The sequence below is a fragment of the Streptomyces sp. JB150 genome (genome assembly GCF_011193355.1).
GTDB lineage: Bacteria > Actinomycetota > Actinomycetes > Streptomycetales > Streptomycetaceae > Streptomyces.
In genome coordinates this window covers 1070219-1093802 of sequence record NZ_CP049780.1, presented here as the reverse complement: position 1 = coordinate 1093802, position 23584 = coordinate 1070219, and the positions used below count along the sequence as shown (strand labels likewise).

The 23584-nt window shown below is 71.6% G+C and carries 21 protein-coding genes and 1 riboswitch; of the genes, 13 read left to right on the top strand and 8 right to left on the bottom strand.

The annotated features are described in order from the left end of the window. The first annotated feature begins 186 nt into the window (after positions 1-186). From G7Z13_RS05305 to G7Z13_RS05260, 10 genes are all read left to right on the top strand, one after another. Positions 187-795 (top strand): CDP-alcohol phosphatidyltransferase family protein, encoded by a 609-nt coding sequence (locus tag G7Z13_RS05305; RefSeq protein ID WP_165996512.1) that lies wholly within the window; start codon positions 187-189, stop codon positions 793-795. A 121-nt stretch (positions 796-916) separates the two neighbouring features. Further along, positions 917-3412: a mannose-1-phosphate guanyltransferase gene (locus G7Z13_RS05300; RefSeq protein ID WP_165996509.1), complete on the top strand. Its 2496-nt coding sequence runs from the start codon at positions 917-919 to the stop codon at positions 3410-3412. A 99-nt stretch (positions 3413-3511) separates the two neighbouring features. Next, entirely contained in the window at positions 3512-4441 is a 930-nt protein-coding gene (locus G7Z13_RS05295; protein ID WP_165996506.1) for a DUF881 domain-containing protein, read from the top strand. Continuing rightward, complete coding sequence (locus G7Z13_RS05290; RefSeq protein ID WP_009343209.1) at positions 4438-4770, top strand: small basic family protein; 333 nt, start codon at positions 4438-4440, stop codon at positions 4768-4770. Before G7Z13_RS05295 ends, G7Z13_RS05290 begins: the two co-directional genes overlap by 4 nt. Positions 4771-4775: 5 nt before the next feature. Next, positions 4776-5609, top strand: a complete 834-nt coding sequence (locus tag G7Z13_RS05285) for a DUF881 domain-containing protein (RefSeq protein ID WP_165996504.1) — start codon at positions 4776-4778, stop codon at positions 5607-5609. Between the two features lie 61 nt (positions 5610-5670). Next, the gene (locus G7Z13_RS05280) at positions 5671-6627 is read left to right on the top strand and encodes an FHA domain-containing protein (protein ID WP_165996502.1); all 957 of its coding nucleotides are present in this window, start codon (positions 5671-5673) and stop codon (positions 6625-6627) included. Between the two features lie 42 nt (positions 6628-6669). Beyond that, a complete protein-coding gene (locus tag G7Z13_RS05275; RefSeq protein WP_165996501.1) occupies positions 6670-7407 on the top strand; it encodes a MerR family transcriptional regulator in 738 nt (245 codons plus the stop codon). 161 nt (positions 7408-7568) lie between these two features. After that, positions 7569-8042, top strand: coding sequence for a bifunctional nuclease family protein (locus G7Z13_RS05270; RefSeq protein WP_067026588.1), 474 nt, complete (start codon positions 7569-7571; stop codon positions 8040-8042). Positions 8043-8246: 204 nt separating this feature from the next. Continuing rightward, positions 8247-8933, top strand: a complete 687-nt coding sequence (locus G7Z13_RS05265) for a MerR family transcriptional regulator (RefSeq protein WP_166004667.1) — start codon at positions 8247-8249, stop codon at positions 8931-8933. A 153-nt stretch (positions 8934-9086) separates the two neighbouring features. Continuing rightward, positions 9087-10469 (top strand): DNA polymerase IV, encoded by a 1383-nt coding sequence (locus G7Z13_RS05260; protein ID WP_165996499.1) that lies wholly within the window; start codon positions 9087-9089, stop codon positions 10467-10469. Between the two features lie 190 nt (positions 10470-10659). On the opposite strand, the gene G7Z13_RS05255 is transcribed toward G7Z13_RS05260, so the two are convergent. Continuing rightward, a complete protein-coding gene (locus tag G7Z13_RS05255) occupies positions 10660-11031 on the bottom strand; it encodes a PRC-barrel domain-containing protein (RefSeq protein ID WP_165996497.1) in 372 nt (123 codons plus the stop codon). Positions 11032-11144: 113 nt separating this feature from the next. Then, positions 11145-11239: riboswitch (glycine riboswitch) on the top strand. Positions 11240-11416: 177 nt separating this feature from the next. Here G7Z13_RS05255 and gcvP point away from each other — a divergent pair. Beyond that, positions 11417-14302 (top strand): aminomethyl-transferring glycine dehydrogenase, encoded by a 2886-nt coding sequence (gcvP, locus tag G7Z13_RS05250; RefSeq protein ID WP_165996495.1) that lies wholly within the window; start codon positions 11417-11419, stop codon positions 14300-14302. Between the two features lie 132 nt (positions 14303-14434). Here the strand turns inward: gcvP and G7Z13_RS05245 are convergent, their stop codons facing one another. The 5 genes from G7Z13_RS05245 to G7Z13_RS05225 form a co-directional block, all read right to left on the bottom strand. Then, on the bottom strand, positions 14435-15511 hold the full coding sequence (locus G7Z13_RS05245; protein WP_166004665.1) for an ABC transporter ATP-binding protein: 1077 nt from the start codon (positions 15509-15511) through the stop codon (positions 14435-14437). 5 nt (positions 15512-15516) lie between these two features. Beyond that, positions 15517-16347, bottom strand: coding sequence for a molybdate ABC transporter permease subunit (gene modB / locus G7Z13_RS05240; protein ID WP_165996492.1), 831 nt, complete (start codon positions 16345-16347; stop codon positions 15517-15519). Next, positions 16344-17180, bottom strand: coding sequence for a molybdate ABC transporter substrate-binding protein (gene modA / locus G7Z13_RS05235; RefSeq protein ID WP_165996490.1), 837 nt, complete (start codon positions 17178-17180; stop codon positions 16344-16346). Before modA ends, modB begins: the two co-directional genes overlap by 4 nt. Before the next feature lie 140 nt (positions 17181-17320). Beyond that, the gene (locus G7Z13_RS05230; RefSeq protein ID WP_206313008.1) at positions 17321-17716 is read right to left on the bottom strand and encodes a helix-turn-helix transcriptional regulator; all 396 of its coding nucleotides are present in this window, start codon (positions 17714-17716) and stop codon (positions 17321-17323) included. Positions 17717-17741: 25 nt separating this feature from the next. Next, positions 17742-18305: a hypothetical protein gene (locus G7Z13_RS05225; RefSeq protein ID WP_240926124.1), complete on the bottom strand. Its 564-nt coding sequence runs from the start codon at positions 18303-18305 to the stop codon at positions 17742-17744. A 140-nt stretch (positions 18306-18445) separates the two neighbouring features. Between G7Z13_RS05225 and G7Z13_RS05220 the strand changes: the two genes are divergently transcribed. Continuing rightward, a complete protein-coding gene (locus tag G7Z13_RS05220; RefSeq protein ID WP_240926123.1) occupies positions 18446-20251 on the top strand; it encodes a glycoside hydrolase family 43 protein in 1806 nt (601 codons plus the stop codon). Positions 20252-20309: 58 nt separating this feature from the next. Here G7Z13_RS05220 and G7Z13_RS05210 read toward each other — a convergent pair whose 3' ends face one another. Both G7Z13_RS05210 and G7Z13_RS05205 read right to left on the bottom strand, forming a co-directional pair. Beyond that, complete coding sequence (locus G7Z13_RS05210; RefSeq protein ID WP_166004634.1) at positions 20310-20516, bottom strand: DUF5999 family protein; 207 nt, start codon at positions 20514-20516, stop codon at positions 20310-20312. A 337-nt stretch (positions 20517-20853) separates the two neighbouring features. Further along, positions 20854-21441, bottom strand: coding sequence for a hypothetical protein (locus G7Z13_RS05205; protein WP_165996487.1), 588 nt, complete (start codon positions 21439-21441; stop codon positions 20854-20856). 574 nt (positions 21442-22015) lie between these two features. Here G7Z13_RS05205 and G7Z13_RS05200 point away from each other — a divergent pair. Further along, positions 22016-23554, top strand: a complete 1539-nt coding sequence (locus tag G7Z13_RS05200; protein ID WP_165996485.1) for a glutamate-cysteine ligase family protein — start codon at positions 22016-22018, stop codon at positions 23552-23554. Positions 23555-23584 lie beyond the last annotated feature (30 nt).

Below are 23584 nucleotides of genomic sequence, written 5' to 3'. Positions count from 1 at the left end.
CGAACCCGGAAGCTAAGCCTTACAGCGCCGATGGTACTGCAGGGGGGACCCTGTGGGAGAGTAGGACGCCGCCGAACTCCTTTTAGAGCTCTGGCTCTTGGGCATACAGCCCGAGGGCCAGAGCTTTTTTGTGTTGAGGTAAGGTCGGGGGGCATCGTTGGTACGTTTCCCACAGGAGGCCCCCGGGTGGAGGTCCAGGAGACCCGTGTTCAGACAGACCGGGTGCTCACCATCCCGAACATCCTCAGCATGGCGCGTCTCGTCGGCGTGCCCCTCTTCCTGTGGCTGATTCTCAGGCCCGAGTTCGGCGGCCCCCAGAGCGATGGCTGGGCGCTGCTGGTACTGGCTCTGAGCGGCGTCAGTGATTACCTGGACGGCAAGCTGGCGCGGCGGTGGAACCAGATCAGCAGCCTCGGCCGGCTTCTCGATCCCGCGGCCGACCGGCTCTACATCCTCTCGACCCTGGTCGGTCTCACCTGGCGTGAGATTCTGCCGCTCTGGCTGACCGCCGTACTGCTGGCGCGAGAGCTGGTTCTGCTGGTGATGGTGGGGATCCTCCGCCGCCACGGCTATCCGCCGCCGCAGGTGAACTTCCTTGGGAAGGCTGCGACCTTCAACCTGATGTATGCCTTCCCGCTGCTGCTGCTCAGTGACGGAAGTGGATGGGTCTCGTCACTCGCTGCTATTTTCGGATGGGCGTTCGCCGGATGGGGTACAACGCTGTATTGGTGGGCAGGAGTTCTTTACGTGGTACAGGTCCGCCGTCTGGTTCGTGCGGACGCCCTGACCGATTGAGCTCGTCGATCGTCGATTCCAACGTCGTAACGGCGCGATGGCCCGCTGGGGAAAAGTGCGGGACAATTCGGACGGGTGAAGTCGGCTGTACCGTCGTCTCTTCGAGGAGGACGCTTCCGACATGAAGGCCGTCGTGATGGCCGGCGGCGAAGGCACGCGCCTTCGCCCTATGACCTCAAGCATGCCCAAGCCGCTCCTGCCGGTGGCCAACCGGCCGATCATGGAGCACGTTCTGCGGCTGCTCAAAAGGCATGGGCTCAACGAGACCGTTGTCACCGTGCAGTTCCTCGCCTCACTGGTCAAGAATTACTTCGGTGACGGTGAAGAGCTCGGCATGGAGCTCACCTATGCCAACGAGGAGAAGCCCCTCGGTACCGCGGGAAGCGTCAAGAACGCCGAAGAGGCGCTGAAGGACGACACCTTCCTCGTCATCTCCGGTGACGCCCTGACCGACTTCGACCTCACGGACCTGATCAACTTCCACAAGGAAAAGGGCGCGCTGGTCACCGTCTGTCTGACGCGCGTGCCCAACCCCTTGGAGTTCGGCATCACCATCGTCGACGAGGAGGGCAAGGTCGAGCGCTTCCTCGAGAAGCCGACCTGGGGCCAGGTCTTCTCGGACACGGTGAACACCGGCATCTATGTGATGGAGCCCGAGGTCTTCGACTACGTCGAGCCCGATGTGCCCGTCGACTGGTCCGGCGATGTCTTCCCGCAGCTGATGAAGGAAGGCAAGCCGATCTACGGCTATGTCGCCGAGGGTTACTGGGAGGACGTCGGCACGCACGAGAGCTACGTCAAGGCGCAGGCCGACGTCCTGGAGGGCAAGGTCGACGTCGAGATCGACGGCTTCGAGATCTCGCCGGGCGTGTGGGTGGCCGAGGGCGCCGAGGTGCACCCCGACGCCGTTCTGCGCGGCCCGCTCTACATCGGCGACTACGCCAAGGTCGAAGCCGGCGCGGAGATCCGCGAGCACACCGTCGTGGGCTCGAACGTGGTCGTCAAGAGCGGCGCGTTCCTGCACAAGGCCGTGGTGCACGACAACGTGTACGTCGGGCCGCACAGCAATCTGCGCGGATGCGTGGTCGGGAAGAACACCGACATCATGCGCGCCGCGCGGATCGAGGACGGCGCGGTCATCGGTGACGAGTGCCTGATCGGTGAAGAATCGATCGTGCAGGGCAATGTGCGGGTCTATCCGTTCAAGACGATCGAGGCCGGTGCCTTCGTCAACACCTCGGTCATCTGGGAGTCCAGAGGCCAGGCCCACCTCTTCGGTGCCCGCGGTGTCTCCGGCATCCTGAACGTCGAGATCACGCCGGAGCTGGCCGTGCGGCTGGCCGGCGCGTACGCGACCACGCTGAAGAAGGGCGCGACGGTCACCACGGCCCGCGACCACTCCCGTGGTGCCCGCGCGCTGAAGCGCGCCGTGATCTCCGCGCTCCAGGCCAGCGCGATTGAAGTCCGGGACCTGGAGAACGTACCGCTGCCGGTGGCGCGGCAGCAGACCGCGCGAGGCAGCGCCGGCGGGATCATGATCCGGACCACGCCCGGGGTGCCGGACTCCGTGGACATCATGTTCTTCGACAGCCAGGGCGCGGACCTGTCGCAGGCCAGTCAGCGCAAGCTCGACCGGGTGTTCGCGCGGCAGGAGTACCGGCGGGCGTTCCCGGGTGAGATCGGGGACCTGCACTTCCCGGCGAGTGTGTTCGACTCGTACACCGGGTCGCTGCTGCGGAACGTCGACACGACGGGCATCGCCGAGTCCGGGCTGAAGGTCGTCGTCGACGCCTCGAACGGCAGCGCGGGTCTGGTCCTGCCGAGCCTGCTGGGCAAGCTCGGGGTGGACTCCCTGACGATCAACCCGGGTCTGGACGAGTCGAGGCCGACCGAGTCGGCGGAGGCGCGGCGCAAGGGGCTGATGCGGCTGGGCGAGATCGTCGCGTCCGCCCGGGCGGCCTTCGGTGTGCGGTTCGACCCCGTCGGCGAGCGGCTGTCGCTGGTCGACGAGAAGGGGCGAATCGTCGAGGACGACCGGGCCCTGCTGGTGATGCTCGACCTGGTGGCCGCCGAGCGGCGCAGCGGGCGGGTGGCGCTGCCCGTGACGACCACGAGGATCGCGGAGCAGGTGGCGGCGTACCACGGGACGCAGGTCGAGTGGACCACCACCTCGCCGGATGATCTGACGCGGGTCGGGGCCGAGGAGTCCACGATCTTCGGCGGCGACGGCAAGGGTGGCTTCATCGTTCCGGAGTTCAGCAGCGTCTTCGACGGTACGGCGGCCTTCGTGCGGCTGATCGGGCTGGTGGCGCGCACGCAGCTCACGCTGAGCCAGATCGACGCGCGGATTCCGCGGGCGCACGTCCTCAAGCGGGACCTGGCGACGCCGTGGGCCGTCAAGGGCCTGGTCATGCGGCGGGTCGTCGAGGCGGCCGGAGACCGCTTCGTGGACACCACCGACGGCGTCCGTGTGGTGGAGGCCGACGGGCGCTGGGTGATGGTGCTGCCCGACCCTGCCGAGGCGGTCACGCACCTGTGGGCCGAGGGGCCGGACGACGCGTCCGCCCAGGCCCTGCTCGACGAGTGGTCGGCGGTCGTGGAGAGCGCCGGCCGGTAAAACGCCCCGCACGCGTGCGTGCCGGACAAGTGTCCCTGAAGGGGGCCTGTCCGGCACGCCGGTGGGGCCGTTCGGAGGTACCGGGCGCGACGTGCGACGATGTGCGGCATGTCGCAGCAGCCCCCCGTTCGGAGCACGTCGACGCGTCCGCCCGCGCGTCCGGACGCGTCGATGTCGCTGCTCACCAACGTCATGGATCACAGCCTCGACGACGGGTACGCCGAGGCGGCGGCGCGCAAGCGGGCCGCGGGTGGCGGGGGCATGCCCAAGACGCTCCGGGCCCGGCTGGGGCTCGCCGCCGGACTGGTCCTGGCGGCCCTCGTGGTCACCGTCGGCGCGGCGCAGGCGCGGGTCGCCGCTCCCGCCGTGGCCAAGGAGCGCGAGGAGCTGATCGACCGCATCGACCGGGAGAGCGACGCGGCCGACGAGCTGGAGGACGCCGTCGACAAGCTGCGCGACGAGGTCGACGCGCGCCGGCGGGCCGCGCTGAAGCACAGCGGCGGGGACGGTCAGGGGGAGCTGATCGGCATCCTCTCGGGCGCGACCGAGGTGCACGGGCCGGGCGTGAAGCTCGTGGTGAACGACGCCAAGGGATCCGGGTCCGGGGAGGACGGGGATCCGCGCGGGTCCTCCGGTTTCGCCGACACCGGGCGGGTGCGCGACCGGGACATGCAGCGGGTGGTCAACGGGCTGTGGGAGTCGGGGGCGGAGGCCGTCTCGATCAACGGGCAGCGGCTGACCGCCCTGTCGGCGATCAGGGCCGCGGGCGACGCCATACTGGTCGACAACCGGCCGCTGGTGCCGCCGTACACCGTGCTCGCGGTGGGGGACGGGGAGCGGCTGAGCACCCGGTTCCAGAACAGCGCGGACGGGCTGTACCTGCATGCCCTGCAGGAGAACTTCGGCATCCGGACCGGCATCTCCGTGGAGGACGATCTCCGGCTTCCGGCCGCGCCGAGTGTCACCGTGCGCACCGCGCAGCCGAGAACTGAGTCAGCACAGCCGAGAACTGAGAAGGGCACATCGTGATCGCCGTACTGGGCCTCGTCCTGGGAGTCGTGGCCGGCCTGTTGGTCCGGCCCGAGGTTCCGGCGGTCGTCGAGCCTTATCTGCCGATCGCCGTCGTGGCGGCACTCGACGCCGTCTTCGGTGGTCTGCGGGCCATGCTCGACGGCATCTTCGACGACAAGGTCTTCGTGGTGTCGTTCCTGTCGAACGTGGTCGTCGCCGCGCTGATCGTGTTCCTGGGGGACAAGTTGGGTGTGGGCGCCCAGCTGTCCACGGGCGTGGTGGTCGTGCTCGGCATCCGGATCTTCTCCAACGCCGCGGCGATCCGCCGGCACGTGTTCCGGGCGTGAGGCCGATGAGCACCCAGGACGAGACGGGCGAGAACCGGCTGCGCAAGGAGCTGCCGGAGGAGGTGCCGGTCCCCGCGCCGCGGGCGGCCGAGCCGCAGGAGACGGGCGAGTCCGCGCTGACCGGGCGGCAGCGCCTGGTGAAGGGGCTGTGGCCGCCGCGCGTCACCCGTGCCCAACTCATCGTCGCGCTGCTGCTGTTCGGGCTGGGCTTCGGGCTGGCCGTGCAGGTCGCCTCGAACAGCGACGGCGACAGCGCCCTGCGCGGGGCGCGCCAGGAGGATCTGGTCCGCATCCTCGATGAACTCGATGACCGCACAGAGCGTCTTGAAGACGAGAAGCAGGGGCTCGAGGAGCAGCGGGACGAGCTGGAGAACAGCTCGAACCAGGCCGAGGAGGCCCGGCGGCAGACGATCGAGAAGGAGAGGCAACTCGGCGTCCTCGCGGGCACGGTGGCCGCGGAGGGCCCCGGCATCACCATGACGATCCAGGACACGAAGGGGACGGTCGAGGCGGACATGCTGCTCGACGCGATCCAGGAGCTGCGCGCGGCGGGCGCCGAGGCGATCCAGGTGAACGGTGTGCGGGTGGTCGCGGGAACCTACCTCACGGATTCCGGCAAAAGCGTGAGCGTCGACGGGAACAAGATCAACGCGCCCTATCGTTTCAAGGTCATCGGCAAGCCGCAGGACCTGGAACCGGCGCTGAACATCCCTGGAGGCGTGGTGCAGACGCTTGAGAAGGAGCAGGCCACCGTGACCGTCGAGCGGTCCGACAAGATCATCGTCGACGCCTTGCGACCCGCGGAGCGACCTGACTACGCTCGGTCGTCCTCCCAGTGAACCGGCGGTGCATGGCTGACGTCCGGCGAGGGCATGAGGTTGCGGGGGGTCGGCGCACCGATTGGGTGGTGCGTGGTGGAAACTGTCTGGTGGACACGGACGTTGTGAGGATGTCCGGCTCGACCAGTGTGTGCAATCAGGGTTCGTCCTGCCCCACGGGCGGGTCTGTTTCGGTCAAGGGGAATCGCCCGTGAAGTTGTTTGCGAAGTTGTTCGGCAAGAGCGCGCGAGAGGGCAGCGACAGCAACGCGACCGCCCGTCATCGCGCACAGCCTGACGCGGAGGGCCAGCGGCCGCTGTTCCGGGACCAGGTGGCTGGTCCGGGCGGTGACATTCCGGGAGGTCAGGGCGCGCCGTCTGTTGACCCTGCCCAGTCCGGCGGCATAGGTTTCGGGCAACCGTCGACCTCAAGTACGGGTGGAGGGTTCTCCTCCGGCCCGTACGCGTCCAATGCCCCGGCGGGGCAGCCGCGGCAGGAGGGTCCGTCCATGTCGGTCCTGGTGTGTACGAGGTGCGGTAACCGCAACGCGGAGAGCAGCCGCTTCTGTTCCCACTGCGGCGCGCCGCTGCGGGCGGGGGCGGAGCGTCCGTCCGAGACGACCTCCACGATCTCCATCAGCGGTCTCGAGGCCTACGACGCGGAGGCCACCGGTCAGACGCCGATGCCGACGCTCTCCCCGGAGGCGCAGGCCGCCGTCGACGCGCTGCCGCTGGGCTCCGCGCTGCTGGTGGTGCGCCGCGGGCCGAACTCGGGCAGCCGCTTCCTGCTCGACAGCGACCTGACGACGGCGGGGCGTCATCCGCAGAGCGACATCTTCCTGGACGACGTCACCGTCTCCCGGCGGCACGTGGAGTTCCGGCGCGGCCCGGACGGCTCGTTCACGGTGGCCGACGTCGGCAGCCTGAACGGCACGTACGTCAACCGTGAGCGCATCGACCAGGTCGCGCTGTCGAACGGTGACGAGGTGCAGATCGGCAAGTACCGACTGGTCTTCTACGCGAGCCGGCAGGGAATCTGACCCTCCCCCAGACGCAGTCCGGGGGGAACCCAGGGAAGGTCCATGCGTCAAACACCGAGCGGCGGTGCCGGGACCGGTACCGCCGCCGCGGACACTGGGCTGATGAGCATCGGCACGGTGCTGAACGTGCTGCGCGAGGAGTTTCCCGAGGTCACCATCTCCAAGATCCGTTTCCTGGAGTCGGAGGGGCTGATCGAGCCGCAGCGGACCCCCTCGGGGTACCGCAAGTTCAGCGCCGGTGACGTGGAGCGTCTCGGCCATGTCCTGAGGATGCAGCGGGACCACTATCTGCCCCTCAAGGTGATCCGTGAGCACCTGGACGCGCTGGAGCGCGGCGAGGAGGTGCGCCTTCCCACACTCGGCCGGCAGCGCGACGGCGAGGCGGTGCCGGATCCGGCCGAGGGACCCACGGCAGCCCGGATCGGGCGCGCCGAGTTGCTGGCCGCCGCCGGGATCGACGAGGGGCAGCTCGCCGAGTGGGAGGCGTACGGGCTGATCACGGCGGTCGCGGAGGGTGTGTACGACGCGGAGTGCGTCACCGTGGCGACGCTGGTCGCCGAGCTGGGGCGGTTCGGGATCGAGCCGCGGCACCTGCGGTCGATGAAGGCCGCGGCGGAGCGGGAGGCCGGGCTGGTGGACCAGGTCGTGGCCCCGCTGAAACGACACCGCAACCCGCAGACCAGAACGCTCGCGGAGGCCCGCACCAAGGAGCTGGCGGGGCTCGTGGTGAAGCTGCACGCGGCGCTCGTGCAGACCGCGCTCGGGGTGCGGCTGCCCTGAGCTGGCCTTCTCGAGGACGCGCGCGACAGGTCCCCAGGGGCCGCGGGCGGCGGGTCCGAGGATGCGCGGGCGGCGGGTCGCAGGGGGCGTGGGCGGCCGGATCGGGCGCCTGATGCCGACCCGACTACCCAAACGTCCCGAGCACGGCCTAGGGTTGCTGTGTGAACGAGCTCGATGTCGTAGGTGTCCGGGTCGAGATGCCCTCCAACCAACCGATCGTGCTCCTGCGCGAAGTGGGAGGCGACCGCTACCTCCCCATCTGGATCGGGCCGGGGGAGGCGACGGCGATCGCCTTCGCCCAGCAGGGCATGGCCCCCGCGCGACCGCTGACCCACGACCTGTTCAAGGACGTGCTGGAGGCCGTCGGCCAGGAGCTCACCGAAGTCCGCATCACGGATCTGCGGGAAGGCGTTTTCTACGCGGAGCTGGTTTTCGCCAGCGGGGTCGAGGTGAGCGCCCGTCCGTCCGATGCCATAGCGCTGGCCCTGCGCACCGGAACGCCGATCTACGGCAGTGACGGGGTGCTGGACGACGCCGGTATCGCGATCCCGGACGAGCAGGAGGACGAGGTGGAGAAGTTCCGCGAGTTCCTCGACCAGATCTCGCCCGAGGACTTCGGCACCAGCAACCAGTGAGGCGGAATGGTCCGGCGGGCCTCGGCGGCCGGACCGCCCCTTCGTGCAGCGCGCCGCGGGCATGTGCCGGCGGCGCCTGAGAGCGTCCTGCGGCCTCTGCCGAGAGCATTCGGCTAGCCTTTCCCCGCGGTGGGGTACGGGAAACCACTCTTAGGGTGATTATCACTCGGCGTGCCGAGTGTGGCGATCGTTGACGCACCCTTGGTGACTGCCTACCGTCGAGAAGGCAGGTCAAGGACGGAGGTCGGCGTGAGAAGCAGCGGCGACGGTACGGCTGGGGGTGCCACCGGACGCAGTCCGGCGGAGAGCGGTCCGTACCCGCTTGGGCGGGCGGCCGGTCACGCTGCGCCGCGGCCGGTGGCTGTACCCGGCGACGGAGGGGCGGCGTCCGATGCGACCGAGGAGGTCGGCTACCGAGGTCCGACGGCCTGCGCGGCGGCGGGCATCACCTACCGGCAACTGGACTACTGGGCGCGCACGGGCCTGGTCGAACCGAGCGTGCGGCCCGCCTACGGGTCGGGGACGCAGCGGTTGTACAGCTTCCGGGACGTCGTGGTCCTGAAGATCGTCAAGCGGTTCCTCGACACCGGGGTGTCGTTGCAGAACATCCGCACCGCCGTTCAGCATCTCAGGGAACGCGGTTTCCGTGATCTTGAGCGTATGACGCTGATGAGCGACGGCGCGACGGTGTACGAGTGCACCTCGCCCGACGAGGTCCACGCACTGCTCCAGGGCGGTCAGGGAATCTTCGGGATCGCGGTCGGCGTGGTGTGGCGGGACGTCGAGAACGCGCTGTCCCAGCTGCACGGTGAGCGCGTCGACACGGGGGAGACGCTGGTCGGGCACAATCCGGCCGACGAGCTGGCGCGGCGGCGCAACCGCGCGGTCTGAGAGGGCCGCGCTCTGTGGCGCCCTGAGACGGGGCTGTCCGTTGCGGGGAGTGAAGCGGTTTCCCGGCGCGGACGCGGTCCGCGCGGTGTGGTGGCCGGCCGGTGACGTGGCCGCGTGGCCGCATTGTCAGTGGTGTGGTGCAGCATCGGAGATGTGAGAACCGCGCCGACGATCCTGCATCTCGACATGGACGCCTTCTTCGCCTCGGTGGAGCAGGCGTCGAAGCCGAGCCTGCGCGGGAAGGCCGTCATCGTGGGCGGGCTGGGGCCACGAGGGGTGGTGGCCACCGCCTCGTACGAGGCCCGGGTCTTCGGGGTGCACTCGGCGATGCCGATGGCGCAGGCGCGGCGGCTGGCGCCGAACGCCGCGTATGTGGTGCCGCGCTTCCAGTTCTACCGGTCGATCAGCGAGCAGGTGATGGGGCTGCTGCGGTCGCTGTCGCCACTGGTGGAGCCGCTGAGCCTGGACGAGGCGTTCGTCGATCTGGAGGCCGGGGGCGCGGCCTGGGACGAGGAGTCGGCGCGGCTGGCCGGGGCGAGGCTGCGCGCCGGCATCCGGGAGGTGACCGGCCTGACCGGGTCGGTGGGGCTGGCGGCCTCCAAGATGCTCGCGAAGATCGCCTCCGAGCAGGCCAAGCCCGACGGACTGGTGCTGATCCCGCCGGGCACGGAGCGGGCGCTGCTGGAGCCGATGTCGGTGCGCACGCTGCCGGGGGTGGGGCCGGCCACGGGCGACCACCTGCGGCGAGCCGGCATCACCACGGTCGGTGAGCTGGCCGAGGCGGGCGAGGACGAGCTGGTGCGGCTGCTGGGCAAGGCGCACGGGCACGCGCTCCACGCGATGGCGCTGGCGCGGGACGACCGGCCGGTGGTGGCCGAGCGGGAGGCCAAGTCGGTGTCGGTCGAGGACACCTACGACGTGGACATCCACGACCGGCTCCGGGTGGGACTGGAGGTGCGGCGGCTGGCGGACCGGTGTGTGCGGCGGCTGCGGGGCGCGGGGCTGTCGGGGCGGACCATCGTGCTGAAGGTGCGGCGGTACGACTTCTCCACGCTGACCCGGTCGGAGACGCTGCGCGGGCCCACGGACGACCCGGCGGTGGTGCGGGAGGCCGCGGCGCGGCTGCTGGAGTCGGTGGACACCACGGGCGGCGTACGGCTGCTGGGGGTCGGGGTCACCGGTCTCGCCGACTACACGCAGGAGGATCTGTTCGCTCAGGCGGCGGGGGAGCGGGAGGACGGACCTGTGGAGGAGGCGACCGAGGAGCAGGCGCCGGCGGAGGCGGAGCAGGCCGAGCGGCGGTGGCCGGCGGGGCACGACGTGCGGCACGCCGAGTACGGACACGGCTGGGTGCAGGGCAGCGGGCTGGGGAGGGTGACCGTGCGGTTCGAGACTCCTGACTCGGAGCCGGGGCGGGTGCGGACGTTCCGGACCGACGATCCGGCGCTGGAGCCGGCCGAGCCGTTGCCGCTGGTCGCGCGAAGACCCGGGGGAGAGGCGGCCGCGGGGGACGGGGCGCGGGTGGTGCCCGGGTGAGGGCCGGCCGCGTGGTGCTCCGGAGCCGCGTGAGAGATGGGCGGGGGCCGGCAGGGCCGTGAGAGCTGAGCGAGGGCGTGCGGAGGGTGCCCGGGGTGAGCGGTCGGGGCTGTGGTGGGCGAGCGGGCTCGGTGGGTGAAGCCGGTGGGTGCCCGGTTCGGCCCTGCCCCGGCCGCTCACCCCGGGGTCTTCAGGTCTCGTCCGTGCCCGCCACCTTGCCGAAGTCGCGGTCGGGCAGGGCCGGCGGGGGCGCCAGGTCGAGGCCGTAGTGGTGGTAGAGCTGGAGTTCCTGCTCGGGGGAGAGGTGGCGGCCCACGCCGAAGTCGGGGGCGTCCTTGATCAGGGCGCGGTCGAAGGGCACGTGGAGGCTGCCCTCGATCAGCTCGCTGGGCTCCAGCGGGACGAAGGCGTCCCTGCTGAACAGGCCGGTCCGTATGGCCGCCCACTCCGGGACGCCGGTCGCGTCGTCGAGGTAGACCTCGTCGATGGTGCCGATCTTGGTGCCGTTGCGGTCGAACGCCTTGCGGCCGATCAGGTTGCGCGGATCGATGTCGGTCTGCACGGGCCCTCCACGTGGTCGCACCTCATCCGATAGCACTACGAAAGAGCACTTTGGGTCACGCGGCCACTCGAACGCCTGGGCGTTGACCTCGCTGGTACGCTGACAACGGCTGCTGACCCCGTGCGGGAGAGTCCTCCGGTTCGCTCGGAGGCGCCGAAGGAGCAAATCCTCCCCGGAATCTCTCAGGCCCACGTACCGCACGGACGAGGTCACTCTGGAAAGCAGGGCGGGTGTCGACGGCTTCCGCTCTCACCGACGGTGAAAGCCGGATCCCCCTGGGGCGATCCGGTGAAGCTCTCAGGTTGAGATGACAGAGGGGGAGGCCGTCGGGACACCCGCGCCGTGGTGTCCCTCGAAGGTCGCGTCAGACCAGGAGGCCTCCGCAATGACCGCCCATCGCATTCCGCTCTCCGAGCTCGAGCAGGGCATTCCCTTCGAGCAGCGCCACATCGGGCCCGACCAGGAGGCTCGGGCCAAGATGCTCGCGCAGGTCGGCTACGGCTCGCTGGACGAGCTCACCGCCGCCGCGGTCCCGGATGTGATCAAGAACGCCGACGCCCTGGACCTGCCGGGCGCGCGCTCCGAGGCCGAGGTGCTGGCGGAGCTGCGCGAGCTGGCCGACCGCAACCAGGTCCTCGACTCCATGATCGGGCTCGGCTACTACGGCACGTTCACGCCGCCCGTCATCCTGCGCAACGTGATGGAGAACCCGGCCTGGTACACGGCGTACACGCCCTACCAGCCGGAGATCTCCCAGGGGCGGCTCGAGGCGCTGCTGAACTTCCAGACCATGGTCGCCGACCTCACCGGCCTGCCGACCTCCGGTGCCTCGCTGCTCGACGAGGGCACGGCCGCCGCCGAGGCGATGGCGCTGTCCCGGCGCATGGGCAAGAACAAGAAGGGTCTGTTCCTGGTCGACGCGGACGCGCTGCCGCAGACCATCGCCGTGATCCAGACCCGCGCCGAGCCGACCGGCGTGGAGGTCGTCGTCGCGGACCTCTCCGAGGGCATCCCGGCCGAGCTGGACGGGCGGGAGATCAACGGCGTCCTCGTCCAGTACCCCGGCGCCTCCGGTGCCGTACGGGACATCAAGCCCGTCATCGACCAGGCGCACGAGCGGGGCGCGCTGGTCACCGTCGCCGCCGACCTGCTGGCGCTGACGCTGCTGAAGTCGCCCGGTGAGCTGGGCGCGGACATCGCCGTCGGCACGACGCAGCGGTTCGGTGTGCCCATGGGCTTCGGCGGCCCGCACGCCGGTTACATGGCCGTCCAGGAGAAGATGGCGCGCAGCCTGCCCGGACGGCTGGTGGGCGTGTCCGTGGACGCCGATGGCAACAAGGCGTACCGCCTCGCGCTGCAGACCCGTGAGCAGCACATCCGCCGTGAGAAGGCGACCAGCAACATCTGCACCGCGCAGGTGCTGCTCGCCGTGATGGCCGGGATGTACGCCGTCTACCACGGCCCGGAGGGCCTGAAGGGCATCGCGCGGCGCACCCACCGGTACGCGTCGCTGCTGGCCGCGGGCCTGCGCGACGGCGGGGTCGAGGTCGTCCACGGCTCCTTCTTCGACACGGTCACCGCGCGGGTGCCGGGCCGGGCCGCCGAGGTCGTGGCCGCCGCCCGCGAGAACGGCGTCAACCTGCGCCTCGTGGACGCCGACCGGGTGTCGATCGCCTGCGACGAGACCACCACCCGCGCCCAGCTGGCCGCCGTGTGGAGCGCCTTCGGCGTCGAGGGCGGCATCGAGGCGCTGGACGCGGCCACCGAGGACGCCCTGCCGGGCGGGCTGCTGCGCACCGACGACTTCCTCACCCACCCGGTCTTCCACCAGCACCGCTCCGAGACGGCCATGCTGCGCTACCTGCGCCGGCTCGCCGACCGGGACTACGCGCTCGACCGCGGCATGATCCCGCTGGGCTCCTGCACCATGAAGCTCAACGCGACCACGGAGATGGAGCCGGTCACCTGGCCGGAGTTCGGCCAGCTGCACCCGTTCGCGCCCGCCGAGCAGGCGGAGGGCTACCTCACGCTCATCCGCGAGCTGGAGGAACGTCTCGCCGAGGTCACCGGCTACGACAAGGTGTCGCTCCAGCCGAACGCCGGTTCGCAGGGCGAGCTGGCCGGTCTGCTGGCCGTACGCGGCTACCACCGGGCCAACGGCGACGAGCAGCGCACCGTGTGCCTGATCCCGTCCTCCGCGCACGGCACGAACGCCGCGAGCGCCGTCATGGCCGGGATGAAGGTCGTGGTCGTCAAGACCGCCGAGGACGGCGAGATCGACGTCGACGACCTGCGCGCCAAGATCGAGCAGTACCGCGACGAACTGGCGGTGCTCATGATCACGTACCCGTCGACGCACGGGGTGTTCGAGGAGCACGTCTCCGACATCTGCGCGCGGGTCCACGAGGCCGGCGGCCAGGTGTACGTCGACGGTGCCAACCTGAACGCGCTGGTCGGCCTCGCCAAGCCGGGTCACTTCGGCGGCGACGTCTCGCACCTGAACCTGCACAAGACCTTCTGCATCCCGCACGGCGGCGGCGGTCCCGGCGTCGGCCCGGTGGCCGTGCGCGAGCACCTGGCGCCGTACCTGCCGAACCACCCGCTCCAGCCGGCCGCCGGCCCCGAGACGGGCGTCGGCCCGGTCTCGGCCGCGCCGTGGGGCTCCGCGGGCATCCTGCCGATCTCGTGGGCGTACGTCCGCCTGATGGGCGGCGAGGGTCTGAAGCGGGCCACGCAGGTGGCCGTGCTCAGCGCCAACTACATCGCCAAGCGCCTGGAGCCGCACTACCCGGTGCTCTACACCGGCCCCGGCGGCCTGGTCGCGCACGAGTGCATCATCGACCTGCGTCCGATCACCAAGGCGACCGGCGTGAGCGTCGACGACGTCGCCAAGCGGCTCATCGACTACGGCTTCCACGCGCCGACGATGTCCTTCCCGGTGGCCGGCACGCTGATGATCGAGCCGACCGAGTCCGAGGACCTGGCCGAGCTGGACCGGTTCTGCGACGCGATGATCGCCATCCGCGCGGAGATCGAGAAGGTCGGCTCCGGTGCGTGGCCCGCGGACGACAACCCGCTGCGGAACGCGCCGCACACCGCGGGCGCGCTCGGCGGGACCTGGGAGCACGCGTACAGCCGCGAGGAGGCCGTCTTCCCGGGCGGAGTCTCCGTCGCCGACAAGTACTGGCCGCCGGTGCGCCGGATCGACCAGGCGTTCGGTGACCGGAACCTGGTCTGCTCGTGCCCGCCGCTGGACGCGTACGAGGACTGATCCCGCCCGCACCCCCCGATGAGGTGCGTGGGGCCCCGCTCCGGTCCGGACAGGCCGGGGCGGGGCCCTCGCGCGTTCTGGGGCCGCTCCGGGGCATCGCCGACCTCGCGGACCTATCTGCCCCCGCGGCTTTCAGGCCGGGTAGGCGTGTGTCTGGGTGGCCTTGACGGTGGCCCAGACCTCGGCGCCCGCGTGGAGGTCCAGTTCGGCGGCGGCGACCGTGGTCAGGTCGGCGACCAGGGGTAGCTCGCCGGTGAGGGCGGCGCGGATCTGGTCGCCGTGCGTCTCCAGGCCGGTGACCGCGCAGCGCCACAGGTTGCGGGCGCTGGAGCCCGTGGGGCGGTCGCGGTAGAGGGTGACCGCTCCCGGCGGGAAGGCGACGAAGACCGGGCCGCGGAGGTCTTCGGTGGTGGTGATGGCGGGGCCCGCGTCGAGGCGGACGGTGTGTCCGTCGGCGGTGCCCTTGTAGAGGTTCAGGCCGACCAGCTGGGCGACGTAGTCGGTGCGGGGACGGCGGGCGATCTCGGCCGGGGTGCCCTCCTGGACGACCCGGCCGTGCTCCACGACCACCAGCCGGTCGGCCAGCACCATGGCGTCCAGCGGGTCGTGGGTGACCAGGACGGCGACCGCCTCGAAACCGGCCAGGTGGTGGCGCAGCTGCGCCCGTACGTCCAGGCGGGTACGGGCGTCCAGGGCGGCCAGCGGTTCGTCCAGGAGCAGCAGCCGCGGGCGGGTGGCCAGGGCGCGGGCGAGGGCGACGCGCTGGGCCTGGCCGCCGGAGAGGCGGCGCGGTCTGGCGCGCGCGTGCTCCGCGAGGCCCATGCGCTCCAGCCAGGCGGCGGCCTGTGCGCGGGCCTCCGCCTTGCTCGCGCCCCGGCAGCGCGGGCCGAACGCCACGTTGTCGAGCGCCGTCAGATGAGGGAAGAGCAGGTAGTCCTGGAAGACCACGCCGACCGGGCGAAACTCCGGCGGCGTGCGGTCCAGGGCGACGCCGTCCAGGCGGAGGTGGCCGCCGGTGAGCGGGGTCAGCCCGGCGAGGGCGCGCAGCGCGGTGGTCTTGCCCGCGCCGTTCGGGCCGAGGAGGGCGACGACGTCGCCGGGGGCGGCGGCGAGGGAGATGTCCAGGCGGAAGGAGCGGCGGTCGACGACCAGGTGGGCGTCCAGGCCGTTGTCCGGCGTGCTGGTCCTCGGTGCGTCGTGCTCTGTCATGGGGGTCATGTGGTTCTCATCCAGCGGTCCCGCAGGCCCGCCAGGACCGCGATGGAGACGGCGAGGAGGACCAGGCTGAGGGCGATGGCGGCGGCGGGGTCGTTCTGGAGGGCCAGGTAGACGGCGAGCGGCATGGTCTGGGTGCGGCCGGGGAAGTTGCCCGCGAAGGTGATCGTCGCGCCGAACTCGCCGAGGGCGCGGGCCCAGGCGAGGACGGCGCCCGCCGCGACGCCGGGGGCGATCAGCGGCAGGGTGACCCGGCGGAAGGCGGTGAACCGGGAGGCGCCGAGGGTCGTGGCGGCCTCCTCGTAGCGCCGGTCGGCGGCGCGCAGGGTGCCCTCCACGCTGATGACCAGGAAGGGCATGGCGACGAAGGTCTCCGCGAGGACGACGCCCGCCGTGGTGAACGGCAGGGTGATGCCGAACCACGCGTCCAGCCACCGGCCCACGACGCCGTTGCGGCCGAGCGCGAGCAGCAGGGCGACACCGCCCACCACGGGCGGCAGCACGAGCGGCAGGGTCACCAGGGCCCGGACCAGGCCGCGGCCGGGGAACTCGGTGCGGGCCAGCAGCCACGCCAGGGGCACCCCGAGGACCAGGCTGAGCGCGGTCGCGGCCGTGGCGCAGATCAGGGACAGCCGCAGCGCCTCCCACACCCCGGGGCTGGTCAGTTGGTCGGGCAGGCTGCTCCAGGGGGTGCGCACGAGCAGGGCGAGCAGCGGGACCAGCAGGAACGCAAGGCCCATGAGGGCGGGCAGCAGCAGCGGCAGGGGCACCACGCGGGCGCCCCCGGTGCGCGTACGAGGCGGCCCGCCCGCCCGGCTCCCGGGGCTCATGGCGTGAGGAACCCGGCCCCGGTCAGCACCTCGCGGCCCTCGGCGCTTCGGACCAGCTCGATGAAGGCCTTGGCGGCCGTGCTGTTCGGCGCGTCCTTGAGCAGGGCGATCGGGTAGTCGTTGACGGCGTCGGCCGACTCGGGGAAGTCCACACCGTCCACCTTGTCCCCGGCGGCCCGGACGTCCGTCCGGTACACGAGCGCCGCGTCGGCCTCCTTCAGCTCCACCTTGGTCAGGGCGCCCTTGACGTCCTGTTCGTAGGAGACGGGCTCCAGGTCGACCTTGGCTGCGGCGAGGGCCTTCTGCGCGGCTGCCCCGCAGGGCACCTCCTTGTCGCACAGGACGACCTTCACACCGGACTCGGTGAGGTCCTTGAGCGAGGCGATCCCGTCGGGGTTGCCCGGCAGGGTGGCGATCTCCAGCTGGTTGCGCACGAAGGTGACCGGCTTGCCGGCCGTGCCCTCCTCGTCCGTCACCAGGGACATGGTCTTCGGGCTCGCGGCGGCGAAGACGTCGGCGGGGGCGCCGTTGGTGATGCCCGCGGCGAGGCTGTCGCTGCCGCCGAAGCTGAAGGTGACCTCGGTGCCGGGGTGCCGCCGCTCGAACCTATCGCCCAGCTTCGCGAAGCTCTCCTTGAGGGAGGCGGCGGCGAAGACGGTGACCGTGCCGGAGAGCTTCGGGGCCACCGGGGTATCGGCGGCCGTGTCACCGGAGGAGGACGAGGACGAGGACGGCGAGGAGGACGCGGAGCAGGCGCTCAGCGTGAGCAGTGCCATGGCGCCCGCGCCGGCGGCGGCGATGCGCAGGGCCCGGCGGGCGGTACGGGTCGTCATGGTCCACTCCTCGGGCAACTGCGGGCTGACGCCGATCATATTGCCGCAGATGCGAGGGTGACGTCTGCTGGAGCATCGCATGAGCGAGCGGGCACCCGGGTCTGGGCACGCATGTGCGTTCGTACGGGGCGTGTGGGCTCTCAGCTGCGGTCGATATGGACATTCGTCGACTTCACCCGGGCGGTGGCCTCCATGCCGACCTCCAGGCCCAGTTCCTCGACGGCCTCCCGGGTGAGCAGGGAGACCAGGCGGTGCGGGCCCGCCTGGATCTCGACCTGGGCGGCGACGTCACCGAGCTTGATCGCGGTCACGATGCCGGGGAAGGCGTTGCGGGCCGAGGTGTAGGGGGTGTCCTCCTCGGCGTGGCCGGCTTGGGCGAGTTCGACCGAGAAGGCGGCGAGGTCCCGGCCGTCGATGAGCCGGCGTCCGGACGCGTCGCGGTGGGTCGCCACCCGGCCCGCGTCCGCCCAGCGGCGGGCGGTGTCGGGGCTGACGCCGAGCAGCCGCGCGGCCTGACCGATCGTGTAGGAGTGCATGCAGGTCACGATAGGGCGGGCGGTCTCAGGGGTCTTCCAGACCCGACACCCGGAACACGGCGAGGGCGGTCTCGCGGTCGATCCGGCGGCCGAGGCGGTCGAGCGCGGTACGGCCGCACAGCAGCGCGCCCGCGCTCCGCGCGCGGTGGGCGTCCTCGTCGAGGCGGCGCCACAGGTCGGGGTTGGCGACGAGGACCCGGGGGTCGAGTTCCACCCGGGCGCCGAGCGCGTCGCGCAGGACCAGGCGCTGGGCGATGCCCTCGCAGCACCGCACGGAGACCAGCAGATCGGTGCGCACCCGGTGGGTGCGCAGCAGGAACCGTGTCTCCAGCCAGCCGGTACCGGCCGCGACGCGCGGCGGGCACAGCACCAGGAAGAGCAGCACGGCCAGGGTCAGCCAGAGGGCGCCGCGCCAGGGGCTGAGGGTGGCGGCGGCCCAGTCGACGAGGGTCAGGCCTGCGAGCAGTACGGCGGCGGAGCCCAGCGCGCCGTGCAGCTGCCGTGTCCACTGGCGGTCGTACGCCGTGGGGCCCGGGTGCCGCTCCGGTAACCGGGGCAGGCCGGGCCGCGTGCCGTCGGGGGGCTTCATGGGGTCGACGCTAGGGAGCCGCACCGGCCGCGGGGGGCGGCTTGACGGGACGCTGACGGGCGGAAAGGGGTTTCTTGACGCGGGTTTACCTGCGTCGCCGGTGTCGCAGGCTCGGGATGACTCACGAAGGGCTGTGACGCATGCGGACTTACGAGAACCCGGTCCTCGCCGGTTTCCACCCCGACCCCAGTGTGTGCCGGGTCGGCGAGGACTACTACCTGGTCTGTTCCAGCTTCGAGTACTTCCCCGGCATACCCGTCTTCCACAGCCGGGACCTGGTGCACTGGCGCCGGATCGGCAACGTCCTGGACCGGCCGGAGCAACTGCCGCTGCCGCCGGACGTGCCGGCGTCGGGCGGGATCTACGCCCCGACGATCCGCCACCACGACGGGCGGTTCCACGTCATCACCACCAACGTCGGCGGTGGCGGCAACTTCCTCGTCACCAGCGAGCGGCCCGAGGGCCCCTGGTCCGACCCGGTGTGGATCGACCTGCCCGGCATCGACCCCGACCTGGCCTGGGACGACGACGGCACCTGCTGGGTCGCCCTGGCGGGCGTCGGTGTCGCCCGGATCGACCCGGCCACGGGGAAGGTGCTGCAGGAGCCGGTGCCGGTGTGGTCCGGCTCGGGCAAGCGGGACCCGGAGGGGCCGCACCTGTACCGGATCGGGGAGTGGTGGTATCTGCTGGTCGCCGAGGGCGGCACGGCACGCGGCCACTCCGTGTCCGTCGCCCGCGCCCGCAGCCCCCTGGGCCCGTACGAGCCCGCGCCGCACAACCCGGTCCTGACCCACAGCGGCAGCCGCGAGCCCGTCCAGTGCACGGGGCACGCCGATCTGGTCCAGGCGGCCGACGGCAGCTGGTGGATGGTGCTCCTCGGCACCCGGCCGCGCGGCTTCTTCCCGGAGTACCACGTCCTGGGCCGCGAGACGTTCCTCGTCCCGGTCGAGTGGGCCGACGGCTGGCCCCGGACCGCACCCGTGCGCGAGCGGCAGCCGGCGCCCGCGGCCTGGCGGCCGGCGGGGGCGGGGCAGAGGGCGGCGACGGCCGACCCGGCACGGGACGACTTCGAGGGCACGGACCTCGCCCCGCACTGGATCTCCCCGCACGGCCGCCCGGAGGGCTCCTGGTCGCTGACCGAGCGGCCCGGCTGGCTGACCCTGACCGCGACCGGGGACAGCCTGGACCGCCCCGGCCACACCTTCGTCGGCCGGCGCCAGCAGCATCACGACTGCCGGGCCGCCGTACGGCTGGACCCGGGGACCGGGCGGGCCGGACTCGCGGTCCGGATGGACGAGGCCCACCACTACGCCCTTGAGATGGTCGGGGGAGCGGCGCGCGTGATCGCCCGGATCGGGCCGGTGCGTCAGTGCCTCGCCGAGCATCCGGTCCCGCCGGGGCCGGTCGTCCTCGCCGTGGACATCCGCACGAGCGACGTCCGCCCGCCGACGGCCGTGCGGCCCGGCGATGACCCGATGACCCTCGGCGTGCGGGCGGGCGGGCCGGACACGCTCGTCTTCTCGGTCGAGGTGCCGGGGGGCGGGCAGCCCGACGCACCGGTCGGGCCTGTGGGCGGCAGCCCGGGTGAGGCGCCCGACGGGGATACGGGCGGCGTATCGAGTGCGGGGCAGGGCGGCGGACCGGGCGTGGGGGCGGAGGGCGGGCCGGGCGCGGGGGCGGCCGGGGGACCGGGCGATGCGCCAGGCGGGCATCCTCGGGGCGACAACCCAGGTGGGGAGCCCGGCAGCGGACCGCGCCAGGGTGCGGGCGGTGGGCCCGGCGGGGAGCCGCGCCGCGGTCCCGGTCAGGTCGTGCGGCTGGCGGAGCTGGACGGGCGGTATCTGTCCACCGAGGTGGCCGGCGGGTTCACCGGGCGAGTGATCGGCATGTACGTCACCGAGGGGCGGGCGGCGTTCGACTGGTTCGCCTACGAGGCGAGGAGCTGACCGGTGCCGGCATGCGTGGGGGCCGGTCCGTGGGCCGGCCCCTTCGGTGCGGTGGCGCTCAGGCGGCCGTCATCACCCGGCCGGTGTCCGCAGGCCGGTGCGGGGCGATGACCTGGCCGTCCGGCAGCAGCTCACCGGTGTCCTCGAAGAGCACGACGCCGTTGCACAGCAGGCTCCATCCCTGCTCCGGGTGGTGCGCCACGAGACGGGCGGATTCCCGGTCGGCGGAGTCGGCTGTCGGGCACGGTGGCTGGTGCTGGCACATGGAAGGGATCTCTCGCTCTGTCGTGTTCATGGCCGCCCCCGTATGCGATGTGTCGGTCGAACCCAGTGTTGCCCTACGGGCGTCGATCCGCAGGGATTTCGCAGCACCGCTTCTCACAGGTTCATGACGCGTCACCCGCGCGGACGGTTCAGCCCGACCCCACTGTCCTTTTGGATGGTTCTCGGGGGCCGGAAGGGGCTAGTCGGGGGCTGGTCCGGGGCTAGTTCGGGCGGGGGGTGTGGCGAACGCCCATGCCCTGGTACGCGGCGGCGGCGCACGCGCGTACCCCGCCACACGGTCGCGTGGCGGGGTACGGGCGACGGCCGTGGTGGGTCCGTCAGGCGGGCGAGCCCAGCAAGGGCGGCGGCGTGGTGCGGAGGGTCAGCACCGGAAGCAGGTCGGCGACCCGGTGCGGGCGATGCGCGGCGATCCCGGGCGGGGCCGGTGCCAGCGGGACCAGCAGATCGGTGGCCGCGGGCACGCCGGTGGTGCCGTCCGTGGCGCAGTCCCCGTGCAGCCACAGCGTGAGCATGTAGAGGCGCGGCACGGACAGCAGCCGCGGCTGGTACGCCTGGGTCAGCGTGGTCTCGGCCTGGTGCAGTGCCTGCTCGGTGGACCGGATGTACGGCCCCTCGAAGAAGTGCGAGAACGCCCAGCCGTCGGGCGTCAGCATGGTCTCCGCCGCGGCCACGGCGCGTTCGCCGGAGCGGATCAGGAAGCGCCAGCCGGCCAGCCGGGTGGCGGGGACGCCCTTGGCGCTGACGCTGTCCAGTACGTGTACCGGCAGCGGCAGCTCGGGGGTGACGGGACCCTGGGCGCTGAGCAGCGAGGGGGTTCGCGCCTCGCGGACCGCGGTGGGGGAACCGAGTGCCGTGAGGACGGAGCGAAGTGCGGGCGCGGGAGCCGGGGGGACATGCAGCGGCATGGTGGGTCGCCTCTCATTCGACAGGCACGGTGCAGCGAGGGGGTGGGGGCGGACGGCGCTGTCAGCTCACGAGGTCAGAGAGGCGGGGGCCAGGGTCTGCTCACAGGTGTGTGGGTGAGGGCTGCCGTGGAGTGCCGACGACAGGCTCCGGCGACCGGGCGCCAACCTTCTCTGCCTTGTTCGCGGAGTTTATACGACAGATGTTCACTCGGTGTTTCGTCTAGCTGTTCCGGGGCACCTTGGCAAGAAGTCATTCAGCCGGTGAGGCCCCGCCGGAACGCGGGGAATCATCCCGATTCCGAGCCGACTGCGCGGTGCTGACCTCGGTAGCAGCCCGGGGCGCGGTCGGCTGTTTGTCGTCGGCGTATTTCACGAGGGGGCACGCGCGGGGAATTGCCCGCTGCGTCGTGCCCGCGGAATGTGCCGTCGATCACCGCCGACCGATGGGACCAGAGTAACCCTCCGGGGCGTCGGCCGGGCACGTTATGGATCGCTTTGGCGGGGCATCATCCCCCCTGACCCGGACACCGGCGGCCGGAGCGCCCGGCCCGCCCACCGAAGGAGGGACGCTTCGATGGGGGAGAAGGTCGTGGCAGGCGCGTTCGACCTGTCCGATCGGCAGCGGTATCGCGACAAGCTCCACAAGTGCCTCAGGGGCCTGGAGCGGCTCTTGGAGGAGAAGAGGTTCGACCGGCCCAAGAATCTGATGGGTCTGGAGATCGAGCTGAATCTCGCGGGCGCCGACGGCATGCCGAGAATGCTGAACGGTCAAGTACTCGAAAGGATCGCCAGCCGGGATTTCCAAACGGAACTCGCCATGTTCAATCTGGAGGTCAACGTCACTCCCCACCGGCTCGGTGGGCGGGTATTCGACCGGCTGGCCGAGGAACTGCGCACCTCGCTGGCGTATGCGCACCGGAAAGCCGGTGAGGTGGACGCGGGAATCGTGATGATCGGCATTCTGCCGACCCTGGAACGCGACGATCTGGTCTCCTCGAACCTCTCCGACGTCGACCGCTACACGCTGCTGAACGATCAGATCGTGGCCGCGCGCGGAGAGGACTTCACGCTCGACATCGAGGGTGTGGAGCACCTGGTCTGCACCGCGCGGTCCATCACGCCGGAGGCCGCCTGCACCTCGGTGCAGCTGCATCTGCAGGTCACTCCGGACCGGTTCGCCGACGTGTGGAACGCCGCGCAGGCGGCGTCGGCCGCGCAGATAGCCGTAGGTGCCAACTCGCCCTTCCTGTTCGGCCGGGAGCTGTGGCGCGAGTCCCGGCCGCCGCTGTTCCAGCAGTCCACCGACACCCGCCCGCCCGAGCTGCAGGCGCAGGGGGTGCGGCCGCGGACCTGGTTCGGGGAGCGGTGGATCTCCTCGGCGTACGACCTGTTCGAGGAGAACCTGCGCTACTTCCCGGCGCTGCTGCCGATCTGTGACGACGAGGAACCGCTGGACGTCCTGGACGCGGGCGGCATACCGGCCCTGTCCGAGCTGGTGCTGCACAACGGCACGGTCTACCGCTGGAACCGGCCGGTGTACGACGTCGCCGACGGCATGCCGCATCTGCGGGTGGAGAACCGGGTGCTGCCGGCCGGGCCGACCGTGACGGACGTCGTGGCGAACGCGGCCTTCTACTACGGCCTGGTCCGGGCCCTGGCCGAGGAGGCCAAGCCGCTGTGGACCCGGCTGCCCTTCGAGACGGCCGCCGCCAACTTCGACGCGGCCTGCCGGTACGGCATCGACGCGCGGTTCGAGTGGCCGCGCGGACGCAACGGCGGGCTGGCCGAGGTCGACGCGGTGAGCCTCGTCCGCGACGAACTGCTCCCGCTGGCCGAGGCGGGGCTGGACGCGTGGGGCGTCGAACCGGCGGACCGGGATCTGTACCTCGGGGTGATCGAGGAGCGGTGCCGCCGGCGGGTCAACGGGGCGTCCTGGCAGGTCGCCACGTTCCACCAGGCGCTGGAGGCGGGGCTGTCGCGGCCGGCCGCGCTGGCCGCGACGACCCGGCGGTACGCCGAACTCATGCGTGCGGGCGACCCGGTGCACCTGTGGCCGGTGGGGCTGCCGGAGCCGGTGCCCACGGGCGGCGGTGTCGCACGAGGGGGCCGGTGAACCGGAGGGCGCCTGGTTCGTAAGCTCTGT

Excerpts from the sequence above, each read along its gene's own strand:
- G7Z13_RS05300 (WP_165996509.1), top strand. The coding sequence starts at position 917 with ATGAAGGCCGTCGTGATGGCCGGCGGCGAAGGCACGCGCCTTCGCCCT.
- G7Z13_RS05295 (WP_165996506.1), top strand. The coding sequence starts at position 3,512 with ATGTGCGGCATGTCGCAGCAGCCCCCCGTTCGGAGCACGTCGACGCGT.
- G7Z13_RS05285 (WP_165996504.1), top strand. The coding sequence starts at position 4,776 with ATGAGCACCCAGGACGAGACGGGCGAGAACCGGCTGCGCAAGGAGCTG.
- G7Z13_RS05275 (WP_165996501.1), top strand. The coding sequence starts at position 6,670 with ATGCGTCAAACACCGAGCGGCGGTGCCGGGACCGGTACCGCCGCCGCG.
- gcvP (WP_165996495.1), top strand. The coding sequence starts at position 11,417 with ATGACCGCCCATCGCATTCCGCTCTCCGAGCTCGAGCAGGGCATTCCC.
- G7Z13_RS05245 (WP_166004665.1), bottom strand. The coding sequence starts at position 15,511 with ATGACAGAGCACGACGCACCGAGGACCAGCACGCCGGACAACGGCCTG.
- modB (WP_165996492.1), bottom strand. The coding sequence starts at position 16,347 with ATGAGCCCCGGGAGCCGGGCGGGCGGGCCGCCTCGTACGCGCACCGGG.
- modA (WP_165996490.1), bottom strand. The coding sequence starts at position 17,180 with ATGACGACCCGTACCGCCCGCCGGGCCCTGCGCATCGCCGCCGCCGGC.
- G7Z13_RS05230 (WP_206313008.1), bottom strand. The coding sequence starts at position 17,716 with ATGCACTCCTACACGATCGGTCAGGCCGCGCGGCTGCTCGGCGTCAGC.
- G7Z13_RS05225 (WP_240926124.1), bottom strand. The coding sequence starts at position 18,305 with ATGAAGCCCCCCGACGGCACGCGGCCCGGCCTGCCCCGGTTACCGGAG.
- G7Z13_RS05220 (WP_240926123.1), top strand. The coding sequence starts at position 18,446 with ATGCGGACTTACGAGAACCCGGTCCTCGCCGGTTTCCACCCCGACCCC.
- G7Z13_RS05210 (WP_166004634.1), bottom strand. The coding sequence starts at position 20,516 with ATGTGCCAGCACCAGCCACCGTGCCCGACAGCCGACTCCGCCGACCGG.
- G7Z13_RS05205 (WP_165996487.1), bottom strand. The coding sequence starts at position 21,441 with ATGCCGCTGCATGTCCCCCCGGCTCCCGCGCCCGCACTTCGCTCCGTC.
- G7Z13_RS05200 (WP_165996485.1), top strand. The coding sequence starts at position 22,016 with ATGGGGGAGAAGGTCGTGGCAGGCGCGTTCGACCTGTCCGATCGGCAG.